Here is a 16618-nt window from a genome sequence, read left to right as displayed (position 1 = left end):
CCGAGTGTATAGGGCCGCCGTTAGTGAAAGAGCAGGCGCATCGCCCCGAACTGGTGGTACGGATTGGGCACCGCGTACCCCCTGGGCGAGACCCACACCGGCATCCCGCCGATGAAGCGCACGCGGCCGCGCTTGTTGATGTGCGCGTCATCGTCGTTCGTCCGGTTGTGGTACGGGCACAGCATGGCCAGGTTGTTCATGTTCGTCTCGCCACCGTGCTTCCAGGGCACGACGTGGTGCACCTCGCAGTGGTCGGCGGCGTGGCGACAGTCGGGCACCAGGCACACCGGCGAGGTCGCCTTGGCCAGGATGCGCTGCTTTCGGTTTGCGTGGCGTTGGCCCTGATACAGGTTCACCGCGCCTTCCTCCGGGTGGAATAGCGCGACCTGGAGGGTGTCGCCGGCGAGGTACTGCAGGTACTCGGCGCCGGTGATGGTGGTGCCGTCGGTCAGACCCAGGATTGTCTCGTCGCCGTCGCCGGCGAGGATGCGGACGTGGTCGTCGAGTGGCACGAGAATCAGCGGGGTGGGGCAGGCGGCGGGGACGGAGTCGCCGTCGCGAAGCAATGCGACGAAGCGTTCGAGCATCTGCGGGCCGGCGGGTTTGGAGGTGTCGATGCCGCGGCGCAGAGCGGCTTCGAGGTCGGCGAGGAATCGTTCGTCGAAGATGATGTGCAGCACCCGCTTGCCATCGATGGACTTGGAAAACGAGATCGAATCCTTCCGCGGCTTCTTCTTCACCGGGATCAGATTCTTCGCGGCGCGCTCGAGTGATTTGTACCGCTTCGATGCCTTGAGCAGCGCCAAGCGCAGTCGCCAGCGCGTGCCTTCGTGCGCGATGGGTTTTAGGCGGCGCTCGATCATAGCCAGCTGCTCCACGGAGAAGTCCCCTTCGCGGGCTCTGTTCAAGGCTTTGCGCTGCTGCTTGACGTGTCTGGTACGGCCGAAGTAGACAGCCTCCAGCTGCTGCCAGGCGGTGGCGGTGGTCGGGCTCATGCCGATGGAAAGTGCGGTCTCGCGGTCAAAGTTTTCAAGGTGGTCGACGGTCGGGCGGTTTTGGACGAAGTGTTGGAAGCTCATGCGGGGAAACCTAAACGCAAAAAGCAACTCCGCAAGCCCCCATGAACGAAATCTGTGGATAACCCTGCGCGGGGCGGGGAGTTATCCACAGATTTGGAAACGCTGGGAACCCGCGTACAGTATCCCCGCCACACCCCGGTTACAGTGTCTGACATGGCAGAAAAGGGCACCTCTTACCGCGCTGAGCTGGTCATGCCGTACGGCACCGGCGACGTGGTTGTCTCCCCGCACGACTACGCCTCCCCGCTTGGCACCCGGCTCACGCGCGCCGGCTGGAAGTCAGTGCTGCGCCGCATCGTCACCGATTTTTCCAACGACGCCATGGTGGACCGCGCCGCAGCGATGACGTACTACACGCTGCTGTCGCTCGCGCCGATGCTGCTGGCGTCGTATTCCATCTTCAGCCTGCTCATGCCACGCGAGGAGGACGCCCCAGATTCGCTGCTGGCCGATTTGATCCGCTCGTACGTTCCGGCGGAGCTGCAAGAAGATGCGCTGGCGTTGGTGCTGTCGATTGTTGGGACGCCGTCGCAAAGCACGATTGCCCTCGTGGTCTCTGTGCTGATTTCGCTGCTGTCCGCGTCGGGCTACGTGCGGTCGTTTTCGCGTAACGCGAACCTGATGTACGGCCGTACTGAAGGCCGCCCGATTGTGGTGACGTGGGCGACGATGTGGCTGGTCACACTCGTGCTCGTCATCGGCGTGGTGGTGATCATTTTGGGCGCGCTGCTTACCGACGGCATCGTCAACGCAGTCCTCGGACCACTGGCACGCCCACTACGGTTGGAAGACGAGCTGGAGTACCTCACCTCGATCTTCCTGCCCGTGTGGGACTACCTGCGCGGCCCCGTGATCGCGGTGGTGGCAGTCGCGCTGGTCAGCGTGCTCTACCATTTCACCCCGAACGTGCGGCCCGGGCGGTTCCGGGTGCTCACACTCGGCTCGGCGCTCGCACTAATCGTGGCCAGCGGGCTGTGGGTGGGCTTTGGGTGGTACCTGAAGCTTGTGGGGGTTCGCAGCACCTACGGCGCGTTTGGAACGGTGCTGGCCGTTTTGGTGCTGGTGTGGACGATGAACGTGGTGCTGCTGATGGGCGTGAAAATCGACGCCGAGGTGCTACGCGCGAAGGAGTTGCAGGCGGGGATGGATTCGCGCCGCTGCATCCAGGCGCCGCCGCGCTCCAGCCGGGGCGCTGCAGGAAGGCTACAGATGCGGCGATGGACCGACCGGGTGGCGGACGAAATCTTGGACGGTTGAGCACCGGCGTGAAGGTAGCCGTGCAGGTAGCGTGGTGGCATGACACTGATTGATCCCCGTACGAAATACCCGTCCGAATTCCCCTCCGAGCCGCGCCAGGACAACCCCGGCCTGGACGTGAAGATGGCCACCGAGCCCGACCTGGGTCAGGAATCCTACGCAGGCTCCGGCAAGCTTGAAGGCCGCCGCGCCCTCATCACCGGCGGCGACTCCGGCATCGGCGCCGCCACCGCCATCGCGTTCGCCCGCGAAGGCGCGGACGTGGCCATCTCCTACCTGCCGGAGGAGCAGGAAGACGCGGAGCGCATTGTGAAGCTCATCGAGGACGCAGGGCGCACAGCAGTGGCGATCCCGGGAGACCTGCAGGAGCTGGACAACTGCGTGGCCGCGGTGGAAAAGACCGTCGAGGGCCTGGGTGGCATTGACATCCTGGTCAACAACGCCTCGCGCCAGGTGTGGAATGACGGTATCCTCAACATTTCGGACGAAGACTTCGACGCCACCATGAAGACCAACATCTACTCCGCCTTCCGTGTGACCAAGGAAGCGGTCAAGCACATGGAGCCGGGGTCATCCATCATCTTTTCCACCTCCATCCAGGCGTACGAGCCGTCCAAGGAGTTGTTGGATTACGCCATGACCAAGGCTGCCTTCAACAACCTGGCCAAGGGCCTGTCAGGTGAGCTGCTGCCGTCCAGGGGGATCCGGGTCAACGCGGTCGCGCCGGGGCCGATCTGGACCGTGATTCAGCCGGCCGAGGGGCAGCCCAAGGAGGTCGTGGACAACTTCGCGCAAGACTCCGACATCGGCCGCCCGGGTCAGCCCGCGGAGCTCGCTGGTGCGTACGTCTTCCTCGCATCCGAGGCCGCGTCCTACATCTCCGGCGAGACGCTCGCGGTCACTGGTGGTGCGTTGACTCCGTAGTATTGAACAGCGTTCAAATCGTGGTGTGAGCTGCTAACGTTCTAGCTCATGCACGCCCATGAAATTGCTGACATTGACACCGCCCACATCTGGCACCCCTACGCGGAACCGGGGCAATTCACCTACCCAGTCGACAGTGCCGCCGGCGCGCGCATCACGCTTTGCGACGGCCGCGTGCTCATCGACGCCATGTCCTCCTGGTGGGCAGCAATCCACGGCCACTCCAACCCGCGCCTGGTCGCGGCGGCGGAGGCGCAGATAGCGAAAATGAGCCATGTCATGTTCGGCGGGCTCACCCACGAGCCGGCGGCGACGCTGACGAAACGCCTGCTCGATCTCACCGGCGGGGCGTTTTCCCAGGTGTTCTACTCCGACTCCGGGTCTGTGTCGGTGGAGGTGGCGATGAAGATGGCGCTGCAGTACGCCATCGGGCAGGCGCATCCGGAGCGCACCACCTTCCTCACCTGGCGCTCCGGCTACCACGGCGACACGTTCGCCACCATGAGCGTGTGCGACCCGGAAGGTGGCATGCACGCGATGTGGGGTGACGCGCTGAAACCCCAGGTGTTCGCGCCCGCGCCGCCGGTGCGCGGGTCATCCGCCGCCGACCGCGCGGCGTACCTCGAACATTTCGCGCGCCTGATCACCCCGGAGATCGCCGGTGTGATCGTCGAGCCGGTGGTCCAGGGCGCCGGCGGCATGCGCTTCCACGACCCCGAGCTGCTGCAGGGGCTACGAAAGCTTTGCGACGCCTCCGGCATCCCCCTCATCGCCGACGAAATCGCCACCGGCTTCGGCCGCACCGGCCAGTTGTTCACCACACTGGACAACGGCGTGTTGCCCGACATCATGTGCGTGGGCAAGGCGATGACCGGTGGGTTCATGACGCTCGCCGCCACCATGGCCACCGAAACGATCGCGTCCGGGATGCAGCCGAAAGCGCTCATGCACGGCCCGACCTTCATGGCCAGCCCGCTCGCCTGCGCGGTCGCGGCTGAATCGGTTGCGATGGTGTCGGAGGGGCAATGGCGCGACCAGGTTGCCCGCATCGAAGCCGGCCTCGAGCGCGGACTGCGCCCGTTAGCAGACACCCCGGGTGTGGCGGATGTGCGCGTGCTCGGTGCCATCGGCGTGGTCGAGCTCGAACACGACGCGCCCATGCGCGAAACCACCGAGGCCGCGATGGCCGAGGGGGTGTGGATCAGGCCGTTCGGCAGGCTGATCTACACCATGCCGCCCTACATTTGCTCGGAGGAAAACATCGCCCAGATCTGTCGGGGTATTGCGGCAGCAGCCAAGGAGGCCACGAAATGATTATCGCTGTCACCGGCACAAACACGGACGTGGGCAAGACGGTGGCCACCGCAGCCATCGCCGCAGTGCTCAAGCGGCGCGGCATCGACGTGGTGGCAGCCAAGCCCATCCAGACGGGCGAGGAGCCGGGGCGGGGGGACGCGTCAGCCGTCGAGAAGCTTGCTGGCATTGCCACGTTCGAGCGGTGGCGCTACCCGGAACCCCTCGCACCGAACCTCGCCGCGCGGCGCGCGGGAATCCAGACCCCGAGCCTGGACGAGGTCGCCGAATGGATCCGTAGCCTCGACGCCCCGGATCGCGTGGTGCTGGTGGAGGGCGCCGGCGGGCTGTTGGTGCGGCTCGCAGACGACTACACACTCGCCGACCTCGCCAAGGCCACAGGCGCCCCGCTGGTGGTGGTGACCTCGCTGGGCCTGGGTAGTTTGAACCTCGCCGAGCTGACCTGCGTCCAAGCCCGCGCCATGGGGCTGGAAGTGCTGGGGCTCATCGGCGGGAGTATGCCGGACAACCCGGACCTGCCCACAAGTCTGAACGTCGAGGAGCTGCCCGAAGTCACCGGCGCAGACTACTGGGGCCACCTGCAGGAGGGCAGCGGGCGCCTGGACCCGGAGCGGTTCGCGAAGGTGGCCTGGGACGCGATCGGAGACGCCGTCGCCGCGCGCGTAGGCTCGCGGGCATGATTGACGCCCGCGACACTGCCCTCATCTTCGAAGGCGGAGGCACCCGCAACTCCTACACGGCACCCGTGGTGGAAAAGCTCATTGCAGAGGAGGTCCAATTCGGCTGGGTCGGTGGCATCTCCGCCGGCTCGGTGCACGCGTTGAACTTCGCATCCCGCGACACGTGGCGCTCCGAGAACGCGTTCACAGAGTTTGTGGCGAACCCGAAGTTCGGCGGGTGGCGCTCCGTCGTGCGCGGCAAGGGCCTGATCAACGGCGAGTGGGCGTACGAGCAATCCGAGGACGTCCTGCCGTTCGACTTCGACGCGTTTGCCCGGACCACCGAGGAGGTCCACGTCGAGGCGGTGCGCGCCGACACAGGGGAGACGGTGGCGTTCAACCGTGATGACCTGCGCACATTGGAGGACGTCGCCCTTGCAGCGCGGACCTCGTCGACGCTGCCGATTTTGATGAAGATGCGCGAGATCGACGGTGTGCCCTACGTTGACGGCGCACTCGGTACCTCGGGCGGTTTGCTTATCGACGCCGCCCGCGCCGCCGGCTACACCCGTTTCCTCGCGGTGCTCACCCGCCCGCGCGACTACATCAAGGGGCCGCAGAAACGCGAACGCGCCGTGCGTCGCATACTGCGCAACACGCCGAAGGTCGCCGACGCGATGATTGCTCGGCCGGGCATTTACAACGCCGCGAAGCGCTCGCTTATCAAAGAAGCTGGCGCCGGCAACGCCTACATCTTCTTCCCCGACGCGATGGGAGTGGAGTCCACCGAGCTCGACGCGCAGAAGTTGCGGGAAAACTACGCGGCCGGGCAGGCACAGGTGGAGCGCGACTGGCCTGCGATACGGGAGTTTCTCACCGTGAAGCGCTAGTCCGCGATGAGCGGCTCGATGGTCAGCTCCGGGTGTTCCTTCTCCACGAAGGCGAGCTTCCACTTGTCGCCGAACAGGGCGATCAGTTCGCCGTCGGTGCGGGTGAAGATTTCCACGCCGCGCTGCCGGCCCAGCTCGGGCGCGGATTCGGAGTCGGTGCGTCGCGCCACGGAGTACGGGATCGGCTCGGTGACGGTCTCGACGTTGTACTCGTTTTCCATGCGCGCCTGCATGACCTCGAACTGCATCGGGCCCACCGCGGCCATCACCGGGGCGGCGTCGCCGCGCAGGTCGTTGCGCAGGATCTGCACGACGCCCTCGGCATCCAGCTGATCCAACGCTTTGCGGAACTGCTTGTACTTGCCGAGAGACTTCGCGCGCAGCGTGCGGAAGTGTTCGGGCGCGAACTGCGGCATCGGCGGGAATTGGACTTTTTTGCCGGCGTAGATCGTGTCGCCAGGTGCGAGCGCGCCGGCGTTGACCAGGCCGATGATGTCGCCCGGGTACGCAGTTTCCACCGTGTCGCGGTTGCGGCCGAACACCGTCAACGCGTACTTCGTGGAAAAGCTGCGCCCGGATTGCGCGTGCGTGACCTGCATTCCGCGGTCGAACTCGCCGGAGACCACGCGCATGAACGCCAGGGTGTCGCGGTGGTTTTTGTCCATGCCGGCCTGGACCTTAAACACGACGCCGGAGAAGTCGTCGCCGACATCGCGCTGTTCGTCCATTGCGGTGGTGGACGCCTCGATGGCCTTCGGGTCGGATTCGCGCCCTTCCGGCGCCGGCGCGATCGCGCACAGCGTGTCCAGGATCTGGTGCACGCCGAAGTTCAGCATCGCGGAGGCGAAGATGATCGGTGAGGTGATGCACTGCTCGAAGAGCTGCTGGTCGTGCACGGCGCCGTCTTCAAGCAACAGCGACGCCTCCTCGACAGCGGTGTCCCACACGTCGCCTTCCTTCGCCTCCGCCTCGTCGGGGGAGTAGTGCTCCTCCGGGGCAATGGTGGAGCCGCCGGCGGTGCGTGTGAAGTGCACGTACCCGTCGATGTCGCCGTCGCGGGAGACGTGCGCGAGCCCGCGGAAATCGCCCGCCTCGCCCACCGGCCAGTACAGCGGGGTCGGCTGCAGGTCGATCTCGTTGACGATCTCGTCGACAAGCTCGAGCGGCTCGCGGCCCACGCGGTCCCACTTGTTAATCACGGTGACAATCGGCAGCCCGCGGGCCTTGCAGACGCGGAAGAGTTTCAGGGTTTGCGGCTCGAGGCCTTTGGCTGCGTCGATAAGCATGACTGCGGCATCAACGGCGGAGAGTACACGGTAGGTGTCCTCGGAAAAGTCCGCGTGGCCCGGGGTGTCCACCAGGTTGACCACGTACGGCTCGCCCTCGTGGCCGTCGGGGGCGTATTCGAACTGCAGCGCCGAGGACGCGACGGAGATGCCGCGGTCTTTTTCCATGTCCATCCAGTCCGACACGGTGGACTTGCGGTTGCCTTTTCCGTGCACCGCACCGGCCTCCGAAATCACGTGCGCGTGCAGCGCCAGCGCCTCCGTAATCGTTGATTTACCGGCGTCCGGGTGGGCGATGACGGCGAATGTGCGGCGGCGCGCGGCTTCGGAAACGGTACTCATAAGCAGCTAGCTTATCGACGCACCTTCGGCCAAGTACAGTCGTGTCCATGACAACAATCGGAGTGTTTCTTGGATCTGTACGCTCTGGCCGCATCGGCGAACAAGTCGGCGCCTGGGTGATGGACGCCGCCGCCGAGCGCGACGCCGATTACCGCCTGTTGGACCTGGCCGATTTCAACGTGCCGCACCTGGTGGCGGAGGTCGTGCCGGGCGCCGCGAACAAGCAGTACGACGACCCGGTGGTAGCCCGCTGGTCCGAGGCGGTGGACGCCTGCGACGGGTTCGTCTTTGTCACCCCGGAGTACAACCATTCCGTGCCGGGCACGATGAAAAACGCCTTTGACTCGCTGTTCGGCGAGTGGGCCGGCAAACCTGTGGCGTTCGTGGGCTACGGCGCGGACGGCGGCGTGCGCGCGGTGGAGCACTGGCGCCAGATTGTGGCGAACCTGTCCATGCGCGGCATCCGCAACCAGGTGGCGCTAAACATCTTCGGCGAGGACGTCGAAGACGGCGAGCTGGCCCCGCGCGAGCACAAGCTGGCGGCGCTGACGCGCGCGCTGGATGACCTGGAGGCCGAGCTGGGCTAGTCCTCCAGCGGGAGCTCGAACTTCAGGCCCTCGCACTGGATGCGGCCGGCCTGCTTGCCGTTCCACTCAGGCGACAACCCGACTTCCTCGAGCGCTTCGACGATTGCCTGACCGATTTCGGCGTCGGATTCGTCGCCGGGGTTGGCCATGGAGCTGAAGCCGAATAAGAGCTCGCCGGTGTGGATAACACTGTCGACGTCCTGCATGGTGCAGTAGGCGTAGCCTTTATGCCCATCTTCGCGGGCCGCATCGGCGCCGTCTTCGGCGGCCTCGCCTATGTCGTAGCCCTCGTCGAAGGAGAAGGAGAGGTCGCGCTTCGCCAGCGCCCCGCGTAGCGCGTCGATGCGTTTGGCGTCCTCCGAGGCTTCGGGGACGAAGCGGGCGTATTCGTCCCGGACCTCCTCGAAGACGGACACGGGGACCCCGTCGTCCTCGAGCCCGGCGATGATCATGTCTGCGCTCCAGCCGTGGCAAAGCTGCAGGCAGATTTCGCTGGTGGTCTCGTCGGGTTCAAAAAGGCCGGGTGCGGGCGGGTATGTGCTGTCGAACATGGCATGGCGGGTCATGCCCCACAACCTACCGTGTTGCGTGGATCACGTTCTGTGCTTTTTCTAGGCCGTCGCTGACAATCAGCTGCGCGGCTTCGGCGGCGAGCGTGACCTGATTGGAGATGTCGCCCTCGATGGGGGAGAGCACCCAGTCCGGCACCGCCGTGCCCTGCGGCGGACGCCCGATACCCATGCGAACGCGCAGGTAATCGCGGGTGCCCAGGTGCTCGGTGATGGATTTCAGCCCGTTGTGGCCGTTTTCGTTGCCGCCGAGCTTCACGCGCACTTTCCCGGCGGGCAGGTCCAGCTCGTCGTGCACCACGATGATGCGCTCCGGCGCCACGCCCAGTTGTTTCGCCAGCGGGCCGACGGCCTCGCCGGTGGTGTTCATGTACGTCGTCGAGCGGGCGTAGGCCACGCCGTCGCGCACCTGGACGAGCGCTTTGACCCCCGGCACCGGCGTAAGCTCGCCGGCCAACTCGTCGAGTGCCATGTAGCCCACGTTGTGCCTGGTGGACGCGTATTTTGCGCCCGGGTTGCCCAGCCCCACCACGAGCCACTGCGCCTCCAGCTTGGGTGCGCGTTTGCGCCTGAAGAATCCGAACATGACGCATACTTTAGCCATGGATTTTCCACGCGTGATCGCAGCACCCATGGCTGGTGGGCCGTCCACGCCCGCGCTCGTCAACGCGGTGAGCTTCGGTTTCATCGCGCTCGGCACCTGCACCGTCGCCCAAGCCCGCGAGTGGCTGCGCGCGTGCGAGCCGCCGTTCGGCGCCAACCTCTTCGTGCCGCAGCGGGAGCCTTTGCTTGACGACGTCCACGCGGTCGCCCGCCGCCTTAACCAAGAGGTCCCGGAGGTGTCGTCCGACTACGCGGAGAAGTTCGCCCTCGTCCTTGACGCCGCGCCCGCGGTGGTCTCGTCCACGTTCGGCTGCTTCACCGAAGACGAGATTGCCCAGCTGCACGCCGCGGGATCGGAGGCGTGGGCGACGGTGACTAACCCGGCCGAGATCGCCGAGGCCCAGCGCAGGGGCGTCGACGGCGTGATCGCCCAGGGCCCGCGCGCCGGCGGCCACCGCGCCACCTGGGACCAGCACGAGGATCCGGACCAGCGGCCGTTGGAGGAGCTGCTCGCGCTTGCGGACGGACCCGTGATCGCGGCCGGAGGGGTGCGGGGACCGGAGGACGTCGCCAAGCTTGGCGTCCCCGTCGCCTGCGGCACCGCGTTCTTGCTCGCCGACGAAGCGGGCACCAGCCAGCACAACCGCCACCTGCTGTGTACCGATGCGCCCGCCGTGGTCACGCGCGCGTTTTCCGGGCGGTGGGCGAGCGGGGTGGAAACCGCGTTCACCCGCGAGCACCCGGACCTGCCGCCGACTTACCCATACCTGCGCCCGATGACCAGGGACAACGACTACTGCCTCGTCGGCGCGGATCGCGGCGAGCTCATGGCCGCACCCGCGCGCGAGATCGAGCGGATGCTAACACCCTCACCGGCCGGGGCGATGTGGGAAGTATGAAACTTTCCAGGATCGCCATTGCCACCGCAACCACCGGCGTGCTTGCGATGAGCGCGCTCGCCCCGGCCGCTCCCGCCGCGCCTGCCGAAAGCGACCGCGCGTACAGCGGCAGCTCGTGGGGCCTGTACAGCTTCCTCATGACCAACATCATGAACGGGCTCGACCAGATCAACGGCGGAGCGGACAGGCATCCGACCGAGAAATTCGGTGGGGTCATGCTCAGCGCGTTGCCGCTGGCGATCCTGCTGTTCCCGCTGCAGATGATCGCCGAGGCTGAGGTCCGCCTGCTGGACCGCTTGGGCGTCTAGTACACCCGCGTGGTGTTCTCGATTGCGCCCAGGCCTTCGATTTCCACGCGCACGGTGTCGCCGTCGGCGAGGTAGCGCTGCGGGTCGCGGGCGTGACCCACACCGGCGGGCGTGCCGGTGGCGATGACGTCGCCCGGCTCGAGCGGGTACAGGTGCGAGATGAACTCCACCAGCTTCGCCGGCGTGAACACGAGGTCGTCGGTGGGGGCGTGCTGCATCACCTCGCCGTTGACGGTGGTGGTGATTGCGGGGCCCGGCTGCCACTCGGTGTCCAGCCATGGGCCGAATCCTGCAGTCTTCTCCAGCGACTTGCCTTGGTGCCACTGCTGCGTGCGCTTTTGAAAGTGGCGCTGGGTGTAGTCGTTGATGACGGAGTATCCCGCGATGTGCTCCGCGCCGTCTGCGGCGTGGCGGGCGCGGGTGCCGATGACCACCGCGAGTTCGCCCTCGAAATCCAGGGTGTCGGCGTTGAAGCTGGGCACCTCGGCGTCGTCGCGGGCGCCGATGAGCGCCTCCGGGTACTTGATAAACAAGGTGGGCACATCGGGTTGCTCGTGGCCCATCTCGGCGATGTGCTTGGCGTAGTTCAACCCCACGCAGATGATCTTTCCGGGGCGCGGAATCACCGGCGCGAGGTCCTTGGGGGCGAAGGTGATCTCTTCGCCTTCCTTGAAGGCGCCGTCGCGCAAAAGCTTTCCGACGTCTTCCGCGCCCAACGTCACCGCCCTTCCCTCGCCGATAACACGGGCGGCGGTGGTGGTGTCTCCGGTCCTGATCGTGGCAAGTTTCATGCGCGCTAGCCTATCGCGCGAAGGATCTCATCCGCCGCGTCCGCGGACGCGATAGCCAGATCCACCTGCTCTTTCGTGCTGAATGGTTTGAGCACGTAGTCCGCTGGCGCCATCCTCCCGGGCGGGCGGCCGATACCCACCGCCACCTTGTTGTAGGCCTTGCCGCCCAACGACTTCGTGATGGACTTCAGCCCGTTGTGCCCGTGGTCGCCGCCGCCGAGGCGCAGTTTCACCTCGCCGAGTTCCAAGTCCAGCTCGTCGTGCACCACGTAGAGGTCCTCCGGCTTCACGCTGAAATAATCCATGAGCGCTTTGACGGGGCCGCCGGAGACGTTCATGAAAGACCGGGTGCGGGCGATGACCGCACGGTCGTCGTCAAGCAAGCGCCCCTTCGCAAGCTCGGCGATCTCCGTGTTGGTGCGCTTATGCACCGCGAGCTGCGCCGGCATGGGCGTGGCGCGGCCGAGCAGCTCCTCCACGACGAACACGCCCGCGTTGTGCCGCGTGGCGGCGTACTGCGGGCCGGGGTTGCCAAGGCCGACGATCAAGATAGTCACGGACATAAGGGTAACCCACCCGAAAAGCAGAAAGCCCGCCCCAGCAGGGGCGGGCTTCGCTATGTGCGGACAGGGGAGGATTTACTCCTCGTCGCCCTTCTCCTCAGCCGGAGCCTCGGACTCGGCGCCAGCCTCGGCGCCGCCTTCCTCGGCGGACTCGGCCTCGGCCTCGAGCTCCTCGTCAACCTGCTCGAAGGTGACGTTGACGATGAGGGTCTCTGCGTCGGAGATGAGCTCTGCGCCCTCCGGCAGCTTGACGTCGGAAGCGTAGAGGGTGTCGCCGATCTCCTTGCCCTCGATGGACACGGTGAGCTCGTCCGGGATGGACAGCGCGTCGATCTCGATCTCGACGTAGTCGGTCTCCTGCAGCACAACTGCGCCCGGAGCTGCCTCGCCCTCCATGACAACCGGGACCTCGACGGTGACCTTCTCGCCGCGCTTAATGCCGAACAGGTCGATGTGGTCGATGTCGAGGGTGAGCACGTTCTGGTCGATGTGCTTGACCATGGCCAGCAGTTTCTCGCCGTCGAGCTCGAGCTCGACGATGGCGTTGGCGCCGTCGTTACGCACGATCGCGGTCATCTCGATGCGGTCGACCGCGAAGTGGATGTTCTCGATGCCCTTTTCGTACAGGACGCCCGGGATCTTGCCGTCGCGGCGCAGACGGCGTGCGGAGCCCTTGCCGAACTCCTCGCGACGCTCACCCTTGATAACGGTGGGGGTAATAGCCATGTTGTACTCCTTCGTGTGTGAAGGGCCACAGGCCTTGCCTGCGACCACTAAACGGATATGTGCTCGTCGAGTGATCGCAAAAGGATCTCAAAATCGCGTCGATAACGGCCTTGGTAGGCCCTCGCCGAGACTGCTACAGGGTAGCAGGAGGTTTTTGCCACACAAAATGCCCGCTCGCCTGGGCTTCCTCAAACTCGTGTCCAAGTGGGATGCCTCGGCGCTCTCGCATCAGCAGCGTGACGACGAGACCCGTGACCGTCGCCGCCATCAAGTACACGGTGATCGCGGTGGTGCCGCCCGTCGCCTCGCGCAGGGCCGCGGCGATGGTGGGGGCGAACGCGCCGCCCAAGATCGCGCCGAGGGCGTAGGAGATGGAGGCGCCGGAGGCGCGGATGGAGGCGGGGAAGAGCTCGGCGTAGAACGCGCCGATCTCGCCGTAGGTCAGGCCGAGACCGACGGTGAGGAAGATCAGCGCCGCGGTGATCTTTGCCAGCGACCCGGTGTTCACCAGCGGGAACAACGCCAACACGCCGGCCGCCTGCACGACGAAACCGATTGCGAGGGTGCGGCGGCGGCCGATGATGTCGGAGACCCAGCCGGCGAATGCGGTGGTGCACAGCCAGGTGGCGGCGGAGGCGGTGACCGCCCACAGGATATCGCCGCGCTCGAGCGCGAGCCCGGCCGGGTCGGTGACGTAATTCTGGATGTAGCCGCCGGTGGTCATGTAGCCCACGGCGCCGTTGGCGGCGAAGATTAGCGCTGCGGCGAGGACGAGCCCGGCGTGACGCTGAAACAGCGAGCCGACCGGGTTGCGCGCGCCGACCTCACGCATTTCCTCCACCACAGGCGATTCCTCCACGCCGGTGCGGATCCACCAGCCCAGCACCGTCAGGCCGATGGAAAGTAGGAAGGGCACGCGCCAGCCCCACTGCAAAAACGCCTCACCCGGGGCGATCATGGTCATCAGCGCCAGCACACCGGAGGACAGCAAAAGCCCCGCCGGCACGCCCACCTGAGGCCCTGCGCCGTAGAGGCCGCGCTTGTCCGTCGGCGCGTGCTCCACGGCCAGCAGCACCGCCGAGCCCCACTCACCTCCTGCAGAGGTGCCCTGCAGAATGCGCAGGAACACCAGGGCAGCCGGCGCGAACCAGCCGGCGGTTTCGTACGTGGGCAAAAGCCCGATCAGCGCTGTGGCGGTGCCCATGGTGAACAGCGTGACCATGAGCACCCCCCGGCGGCCAAGCCGGTCGCCGAAGTGGCCCGCCAGCACCGCCCCCAAAGGTCGGAACAGAAATGACAGGCCGACGGTGAGGAAGCTGGCGATCGTCGCCGCGGCGGGCCCGAGAGGGCCGAACATGACCTGGTTGAACACCAGGCCGGCGACGGCGGCGTAGAGGAAGTAGTCGTACCACTCGATGGCGGTGCCGATGGTCGTGGCCGCTATGACGCGGCGTCGCTCACTGCGCACGGCTGAAAGCCTCCAAGAGCGCGTCGGTTTCTTCCGCGTTGGTCACTGTCACGCGGATGCCTTCGGGAAAGGCGCGCACCAGCACCCCTTCCGCTGCCAGCCGGTCGGCCAACTCTTTGCCTACGCCGGGCAGCCACACAAAGTTCGCCTGGCTTTCTGCGAGCCCAAGCTTCTCGACGACACGGCTCCGCTCGGCCACGGTGCCGTCGATACGCGCGCGCAGCGCCTCCTGCGCCTCGAGGGAGGCGAGTGCCGCCTCCTGCGCCACCGCGCTGACGGAAAAGGGGATGGAGACTTTATTCAGCGCCTCGATGATCGGGCGTGGGCCGAACGCGTAGCCGATGCGCGCGCCGGCGAGCCCGTACGCCTTGGAGAAGGTGCGAAGCCCCACCACGTTGGGGTAGCGGGTGATCGCCTCGGTGGCGACAGGCGTGTCGGCGGCGTGGTTGTACTCGAAGTAGGCCTCGTCGAGCACGACGAGCACGTCCGCCGGCACCTCGTCCATGAACGCGGTGAACTCGGCGCTAGTGATTGTGGTGCCGGTCGGGTTGTTCGGGTTGCAGATGAAAATGAGCTTGGTGCGGTCGGTCACCGCGGCGGCCAGCGCCGGCATGTCCAGCCTGTCGTCGCTGCCCAGCGGCACGCGTACCGGGGTGGCACCGACAACCTGGACGAAGATCGGGTAGGCCTCGAAGCTGCGCCAGGGGAAGACCACTTCGTCGCCGGGCTGGGCCGCAATGGACACCAGCTGCTGGCACAGGGCGGAAGAACCGGCGCCGAGTGCGACCTGCTCCGGTGCCACCCCGAGGTGCTCGCCGAGTACTGTGCGCAGCTGCAGCGCGCCGATGTCCGGGTAGCGGTTGATTTCGCCGAGCGCCTTGCGCATGGCGTCGAGCACCGGCGGCAACGGGCCCTCCGCGCACTCGTTGGAGGACAGTTTGATGGCGCGCTCGTCGCGCACGCCGGGAACGTACGGGGGAATGGCGTCGAGGTCTGGACGGATCATGCGCGGCTCCTCTGCGTGGTCAGTGAGATCAGGCCCAGCACGATGATCCAGCCGGTCAGCGTGGCTAGGCCCATCCGGTATTCCGGAAGAATACCCATCAGCACGAGCACGAGGACGAAAAACGCGATGCAAATCCAGTTCGCTGCTGGATAAAAGGGCGACGCAAACGTCGCGCTCTTGGATGTCTTGCGGAAGTTCAGGTGGGAGATGCAGATGCCCGCCCAGGTGATCAGCTCGGTGCCGACGATAATCGCCAGCAGCACCGCGAAGATTTTGCCTTCGAAGAAGAAGTTCAGGATGACGACGGTGCCCATCAGCGCGGCGTCGAAAAGCAGGGCCCTGGTGGGCAGCCCTTTCTCGCTGGTGGCGGCGAATGCGCGTGGCGCCTGGCCGTTTCTGGCGAGGTCGCGCAGCATGCGCGCGCCCGAGTACGTCATAGTGTTGAGCACCGAGAACACGGCCACCACGATCACCACGTTAAGCGCCGTGGCCGCCGGGCCGAAGCCGACGCCGGTGAGCACGCGGATAAACGGACTCTCGTTTGTTTCCTGCTCGTTCCACGGCGCGAGCAGCAAAATAGTGCCGATGCCGCCGAGGTAAAACACCAGAATGCGCCACACCACCGAGTTCACCGCGCGCGGGATCGCGGTCTTCGGGTTGTCCGCCTCGCCGGCGGCGGTGCCGATGGACATGATGCCGCCGAACGTGAACGTCACCGCGACCAGCGCGAACAGCACGCCGGAGATGCCGTTGGGCATGAACCCGCCGTGTTCGGTGATGTTGGAAAACCCAATCGGATCGTCGGGGCCGAGGCCAAACACGAGCGCGAATCCCAGCACGATCATGAGCACGAGTGCGGCGACCTTGATCAGCGACAGCCAGTACTCGGTCGCGGCGAACACCCGCACGTTGAACAGGTTCAGCACGACCACCAGCACCAGCGTGACCAGCGCGGTGATCCAGTGGGGCAGCCCCGGGAACCAGTAGTCCAAAAACGTGCCCATGGCGGTCAGCTCCAGCATGCCCACCACGACGGTGGTGAACCACCAGTTCCAGCCGGTGATGAAACCGGCTACCGGTCCAATGAACGCGCGCGAGTAGGCCGCAAACGACCCGGAGACGGGGTGCTCGACCGCCATTTCGCCGAGCATTCGCATGAGGAAGTACACGATCGCGCCGACGAACGCGAAGGAGATCAGTACCGCTGGCCCGGCGTACTGGATCGATCCGGCGGAGCCCAAAAACAGGCCCGTGCCTATCGACGAACCAAAGGCAATCATCATCAATTGCCTACTTTTGACGCTCCTGTTCAGCCCCTGTTCTTGCAGGCTTTGGTTCTGGCTCACG

At 65.9% G+C, this 16618-nt stretch carries 18 protein-coding genes; 8 read left to right on the top strand and 10 right to left on the bottom strand.

The genetic code is table 11. From position 1 onward, the window contains the following. Positions 1-20 precede the first annotated feature (20 nt). Positions 21-1079 carry an HNH endonuclease signature motif containing protein gene (locus QP996_RS03930; RefSeq protein WP_284871345.1) on the bottom strand — a complete coding sequence of 353 codons (1059 nt, stop codon included), beginning with the start codon at positions 1077-1079 and terminating at the stop codon, positions 21-23. 153 nt (positions 1080-1232) lie between these two features. Between QP996_RS03930 and QP996_RS03925 the strand changes: the two genes are divergently transcribed. The 5 genes from QP996_RS03925 to QP996_RS03905 are packed head-to-tail and all read left to right on the top strand — an operon-like array spanning position 1233 to position 6123. Then, positions 1233-2336, top strand: coding sequence for a YihY/virulence factor BrkB family protein (locus tag QP996_RS03925; RefSeq protein WP_284871344.1), 1104 nt, complete (start codon positions 1233-1235; stop codon positions 2334-2336). A 39-nt stretch (positions 2337-2375) separates the two neighbouring features. Further along, a complete protein-coding gene (locus tag QP996_RS03920; protein WP_284871343.1) occupies positions 2376-3260 on the top strand; it encodes an SDR family oxidoreductase in 885 nt (294 codons plus the stop codon). A gap of 48 nt (positions 3261-3308) precedes the next feature. Then, positions 3309-4574: an adenosylmethionine--8-amino-7-oxononanoate transaminase gene (locus QP996_RS03915; RefSeq protein WP_284871342.1), complete on the top strand. Its 1266-nt coding sequence runs from the start codon at positions 3309-3311 to the stop codon at positions 4572-4574. After that, on the top strand, positions 4571-5254 hold the full coding sequence (bioD, locus tag QP996_RS03910) for a dethiobiotin synthase (RefSeq protein WP_284871341.1): 684 nt from the start codon (positions 4571-4573) through the stop codon (positions 5252-5254). The genes QP996_RS03915 and bioD overlap by 4 nt, the downstream gene beginning before the upstream one ends. Next, a complete protein-coding gene (locus tag QP996_RS03905) occupies positions 5251-6123 on the top strand; it encodes a patatin-like phospholipase family protein (RefSeq protein WP_284871340.1) in 873 nt (290 codons plus the stop codon). The genes bioD and QP996_RS03905 overlap by 4 nt, the downstream gene beginning before the upstream one ends. Here QP996_RS03905 and QP996_RS03900 read toward each other — a convergent pair. Continuing rightward, positions 6120-7751 carry a peptide chain release factor 3 gene (locus QP996_RS03900; protein ID WP_284871339.1) on the bottom strand — a complete coding sequence of 544 codons (1632 nt, stop codon included), beginning with the start codon at positions 7749-7751 and terminating at the stop codon, positions 6120-6122. The two genes, QP996_RS03905 and QP996_RS03900, sit on opposite strands and share 4 nt — an antisense overlap. A 47-nt stretch (positions 7752-7798) precedes the next feature. Between QP996_RS03900 and QP996_RS03895 the strand changes: the two genes are divergently transcribed. After that, positions 7799-8338: an NADPH-dependent FMN reductase gene (locus tag QP996_RS03895; RefSeq protein ID WP_284871338.1), complete on the top strand. Its 540-nt coding sequence runs from the start codon at positions 7799-7801 to the stop codon at positions 8336-8338. On the opposite strand, the gene QP996_RS03890 is transcribed toward QP996_RS03895, so the two are convergent. Together QP996_RS03890 and pth (QP996_RS03885) are read right to left on the bottom strand one after the other, a co-directional pair. Next, positions 8335-8904 carry a DUF6891 domain-containing protein gene (locus QP996_RS03890; protein WP_284871337.1) on the bottom strand — a complete coding sequence of 190 codons (570 nt, stop codon included), beginning with the start codon at positions 8902-8904 and terminating at the stop codon, positions 8335-8337. The two genes, QP996_RS03895 and QP996_RS03890, sit on opposite strands and share 4 nt — an antisense overlap. A 10-nt stretch (positions 8905-8914) precedes the next feature. Next, positions 8915-9493: an aminoacyl-tRNA hydrolase gene (gene pth, locus QP996_RS03885; protein ID WP_284871336.1), complete on the bottom strand. Its 579-nt coding sequence runs from the start codon at positions 9491-9493 to the stop codon at positions 8915-8917. On the opposite strand from pth (QP996_RS03885), the gene QP996_RS03880 reads away from it, so the two are divergent. Both QP996_RS03880 and QP996_RS03875 read left to right on the top strand, forming a co-directional pair. After that, positions 9492-10409 carry a nitronate monooxygenase gene (locus QP996_RS03880; protein ID WP_284871335.1) on the top strand — a complete coding sequence of 306 codons (918 nt, stop codon included), beginning with the start codon at positions 9492-9494 and terminating at the stop codon, positions 10407-10409. The two genes, pth (QP996_RS03885) and QP996_RS03880, sit on opposite strands and share 2 nt — an antisense overlap. Next, complete coding sequence (locus tag QP996_RS03875) at positions 10406-10717, top strand: hypothetical protein (RefSeq protein ID WP_284871334.1); 312 nt, start codon at positions 10406-10408, stop codon at positions 10715-10717. Before QP996_RS03880 ends, QP996_RS03875 begins: the two co-directional genes overlap by 4 nt. Here QP996_RS03875 and QP996_RS03870 read toward each other — a convergent pair. From QP996_RS03870 to QP996_RS03845, 6 genes are all read right to left on the bottom strand, one after another. Beyond that, complete coding sequence (locus QP996_RS03870; protein WP_284871333.1) at positions 10714-11508, bottom strand: fumarylacetoacetate hydrolase family protein; 795 nt, start codon at positions 11506-11508, stop codon at positions 10714-10716. The genes QP996_RS03875 and QP996_RS03870 overlap by 4 nt on opposite strands. A gap of 5 nt (positions 11509-11513) precedes the next feature. After that, positions 11514-12071 (bottom strand): aminoacyl-tRNA hydrolase, encoded by a 558-nt coding sequence (gene pth, locus QP996_RS03865; RefSeq protein WP_284871332.1) that lies wholly within the window; start codon positions 12069-12071, stop codon positions 11514-11516. A gap of 75 nt (positions 12072-12146) precedes the next feature. Then, a complete protein-coding gene (locus QP996_RS03860; protein WP_284871331.1) occupies positions 12147-12797 on the bottom strand; it encodes a 50S ribosomal protein L25/general stress protein Ctc in 651 nt (216 codons plus the stop codon). Between the two features lie 133 nt (positions 12798-12930). Continuing rightward, positions 12931-14265, bottom strand: a complete 1335-nt coding sequence (locus tag QP996_RS03855) for an MFS transporter (RefSeq protein ID WP_284871330.1) — start codon at positions 14263-14265, stop codon at positions 12931-12933. Beyond that, positions 14255-15271, bottom strand: a complete 1017-nt coding sequence (gene hisC, locus QP996_RS03850) for a histidinol-phosphate transaminase (protein ID WP_284871329.1) — start codon at positions 15269-15271, stop codon at positions 14255-14257. Before hisC ends, QP996_RS03855 begins: the two co-directional genes overlap by 11 nt. Next, a complete protein-coding gene (locus QP996_RS03845) occupies positions 15268-16554 on the bottom strand; it encodes an amino acid permease (protein WP_284871328.1) in 1287 nt (428 codons plus the stop codon). The genes hisC and QP996_RS03845 overlap by 4 nt, the downstream gene beginning before the upstream one ends. Positions 16555-16618 lie beyond the last annotated feature (64 nt).

It is taken from the genome of Corynebacterium sp. MSK008 (genome assembly GCF_030232585.1).
In the GTDB taxonomy this organism is placed as follows: Bacteria; Actinomycetota; Actinomycetes; order Mycobacteriales; family Mycobacteriaceae; genus Corynebacterium.
This window is presented reverse-complemented; position numbering and strand designations above follow the sequence as displayed.

What these genes read in the sequence shown, in the direction of transcription:
- QP996_RS03930 (WP_284871345.1), bottom strand. Translation starts at nt 1,079, where the DNA reads ATGAGCTTCCAACACTTCGTCCAAAACCGCCCGACCGTCGACCACCTT.
- QP996_RS03925 (WP_284871344.1), top strand. Translation starts at nt 1,233, where the DNA reads ATGGCAGAAAAGGGCACCTCTTACCGCGCTGAGCTGGTCATGCCGTAC.
- QP996_RS03920 (WP_284871343.1), top strand. Translation starts at nt 2,376, where the DNA reads ATGACACTGATTGATCCCCGTACGAAATACCCGTCCGAATTCCCCTCC.
- QP996_RS03915 (WP_284871342.1), top strand. Translation starts at nt 3,309, where the DNA reads ATGCACGCCCATGAAATTGCTGACATTGACACCGCCCACATCTGGCAC.
- bioD (WP_284871341.1), top strand. Translation starts at nt 4,571, where the DNA reads ATGATTATCGCTGTCACCGGCACAAACACGGACGTGGGCAAGACGGTG.
- QP996_RS03905 (WP_284871340.1), top strand. Translation starts at nt 5,251, where the DNA reads ATGATTGACGCCCGCGACACTGCCCTCATCTTCGAAGGCGGAGGCACC.
- QP996_RS03900 (WP_284871339.1), bottom strand. Translation starts at nt 7,751, where the DNA reads ATGAGTACCGTTTCCGAAGCCGCGCGCCGCCGCACATTCGCCGTCATC.
- QP996_RS03895 (WP_284871338.1), top strand. Translation starts at nt 7,799, where the DNA reads ATGACAACAATCGGAGTGTTTCTTGGATCTGTACGCTCTGGCCGCATC.
- QP996_RS03890 (WP_284871337.1), bottom strand. Translation starts at nt 8,904, where the DNA reads ATGACCCGCCATGCCATGTTCGACAGCACATACCCGCCCGCACCCGGC.
- QP996_RS03880 (WP_284871335.1), top strand. Translation starts at nt 9,492, where the DNA reads ATGACGCATACTTTAGCCATGGATTTTCCACGCGTGATCGCAGCACCC.
- pth (WP_284871336.1), bottom strand. Translation starts at nt 9,493, where the DNA reads ATGTTCGGATTCTTCAGGCGCAAACGCGCACCCAAGCTGGAGGCGCAG.
- QP996_RS03875 (WP_284871334.1), top strand. Translation starts at nt 10,406, where the DNA reads ATGAAACTTTCCAGGATCGCCATTGCCACCGCAACCACCGGCGTGCTT.
- QP996_RS03870 (WP_284871333.1), bottom strand. Translation starts at nt 11,508, where the DNA reads ATGAAACTTGCCACGATCAGGACCGGAGACACCACCACCGCCGCCCGT.
- pth (WP_284871332.1), bottom strand. Translation starts at nt 12,071, where the DNA reads ATGTCCGTGACTATCTTGATCGTCGGCCTTGGCAACCCCGGCCCGCAG.
- QP996_RS03860 (WP_284871331.1), bottom strand. Translation starts at nt 12,797, where the DNA reads ATGGCTATTACCCCCACCGTTATCAAGGGTGAGCGTCGCGAGGAGTTC.
- hisC (WP_284871329.1), bottom strand. Translation starts at nt 15,271, where the DNA reads ATGATCCGTCCAGACCTCGACGCCATTCCCCCGTACGTTCCCGGCGTG.
- QP996_RS03845 (WP_284871328.1), bottom strand. Translation starts at nt 16,554, where the DNA reads ATGATGATTGCCTTTGGTTCGTCGATAGGCACGGGCCTGTTTTTGGGC.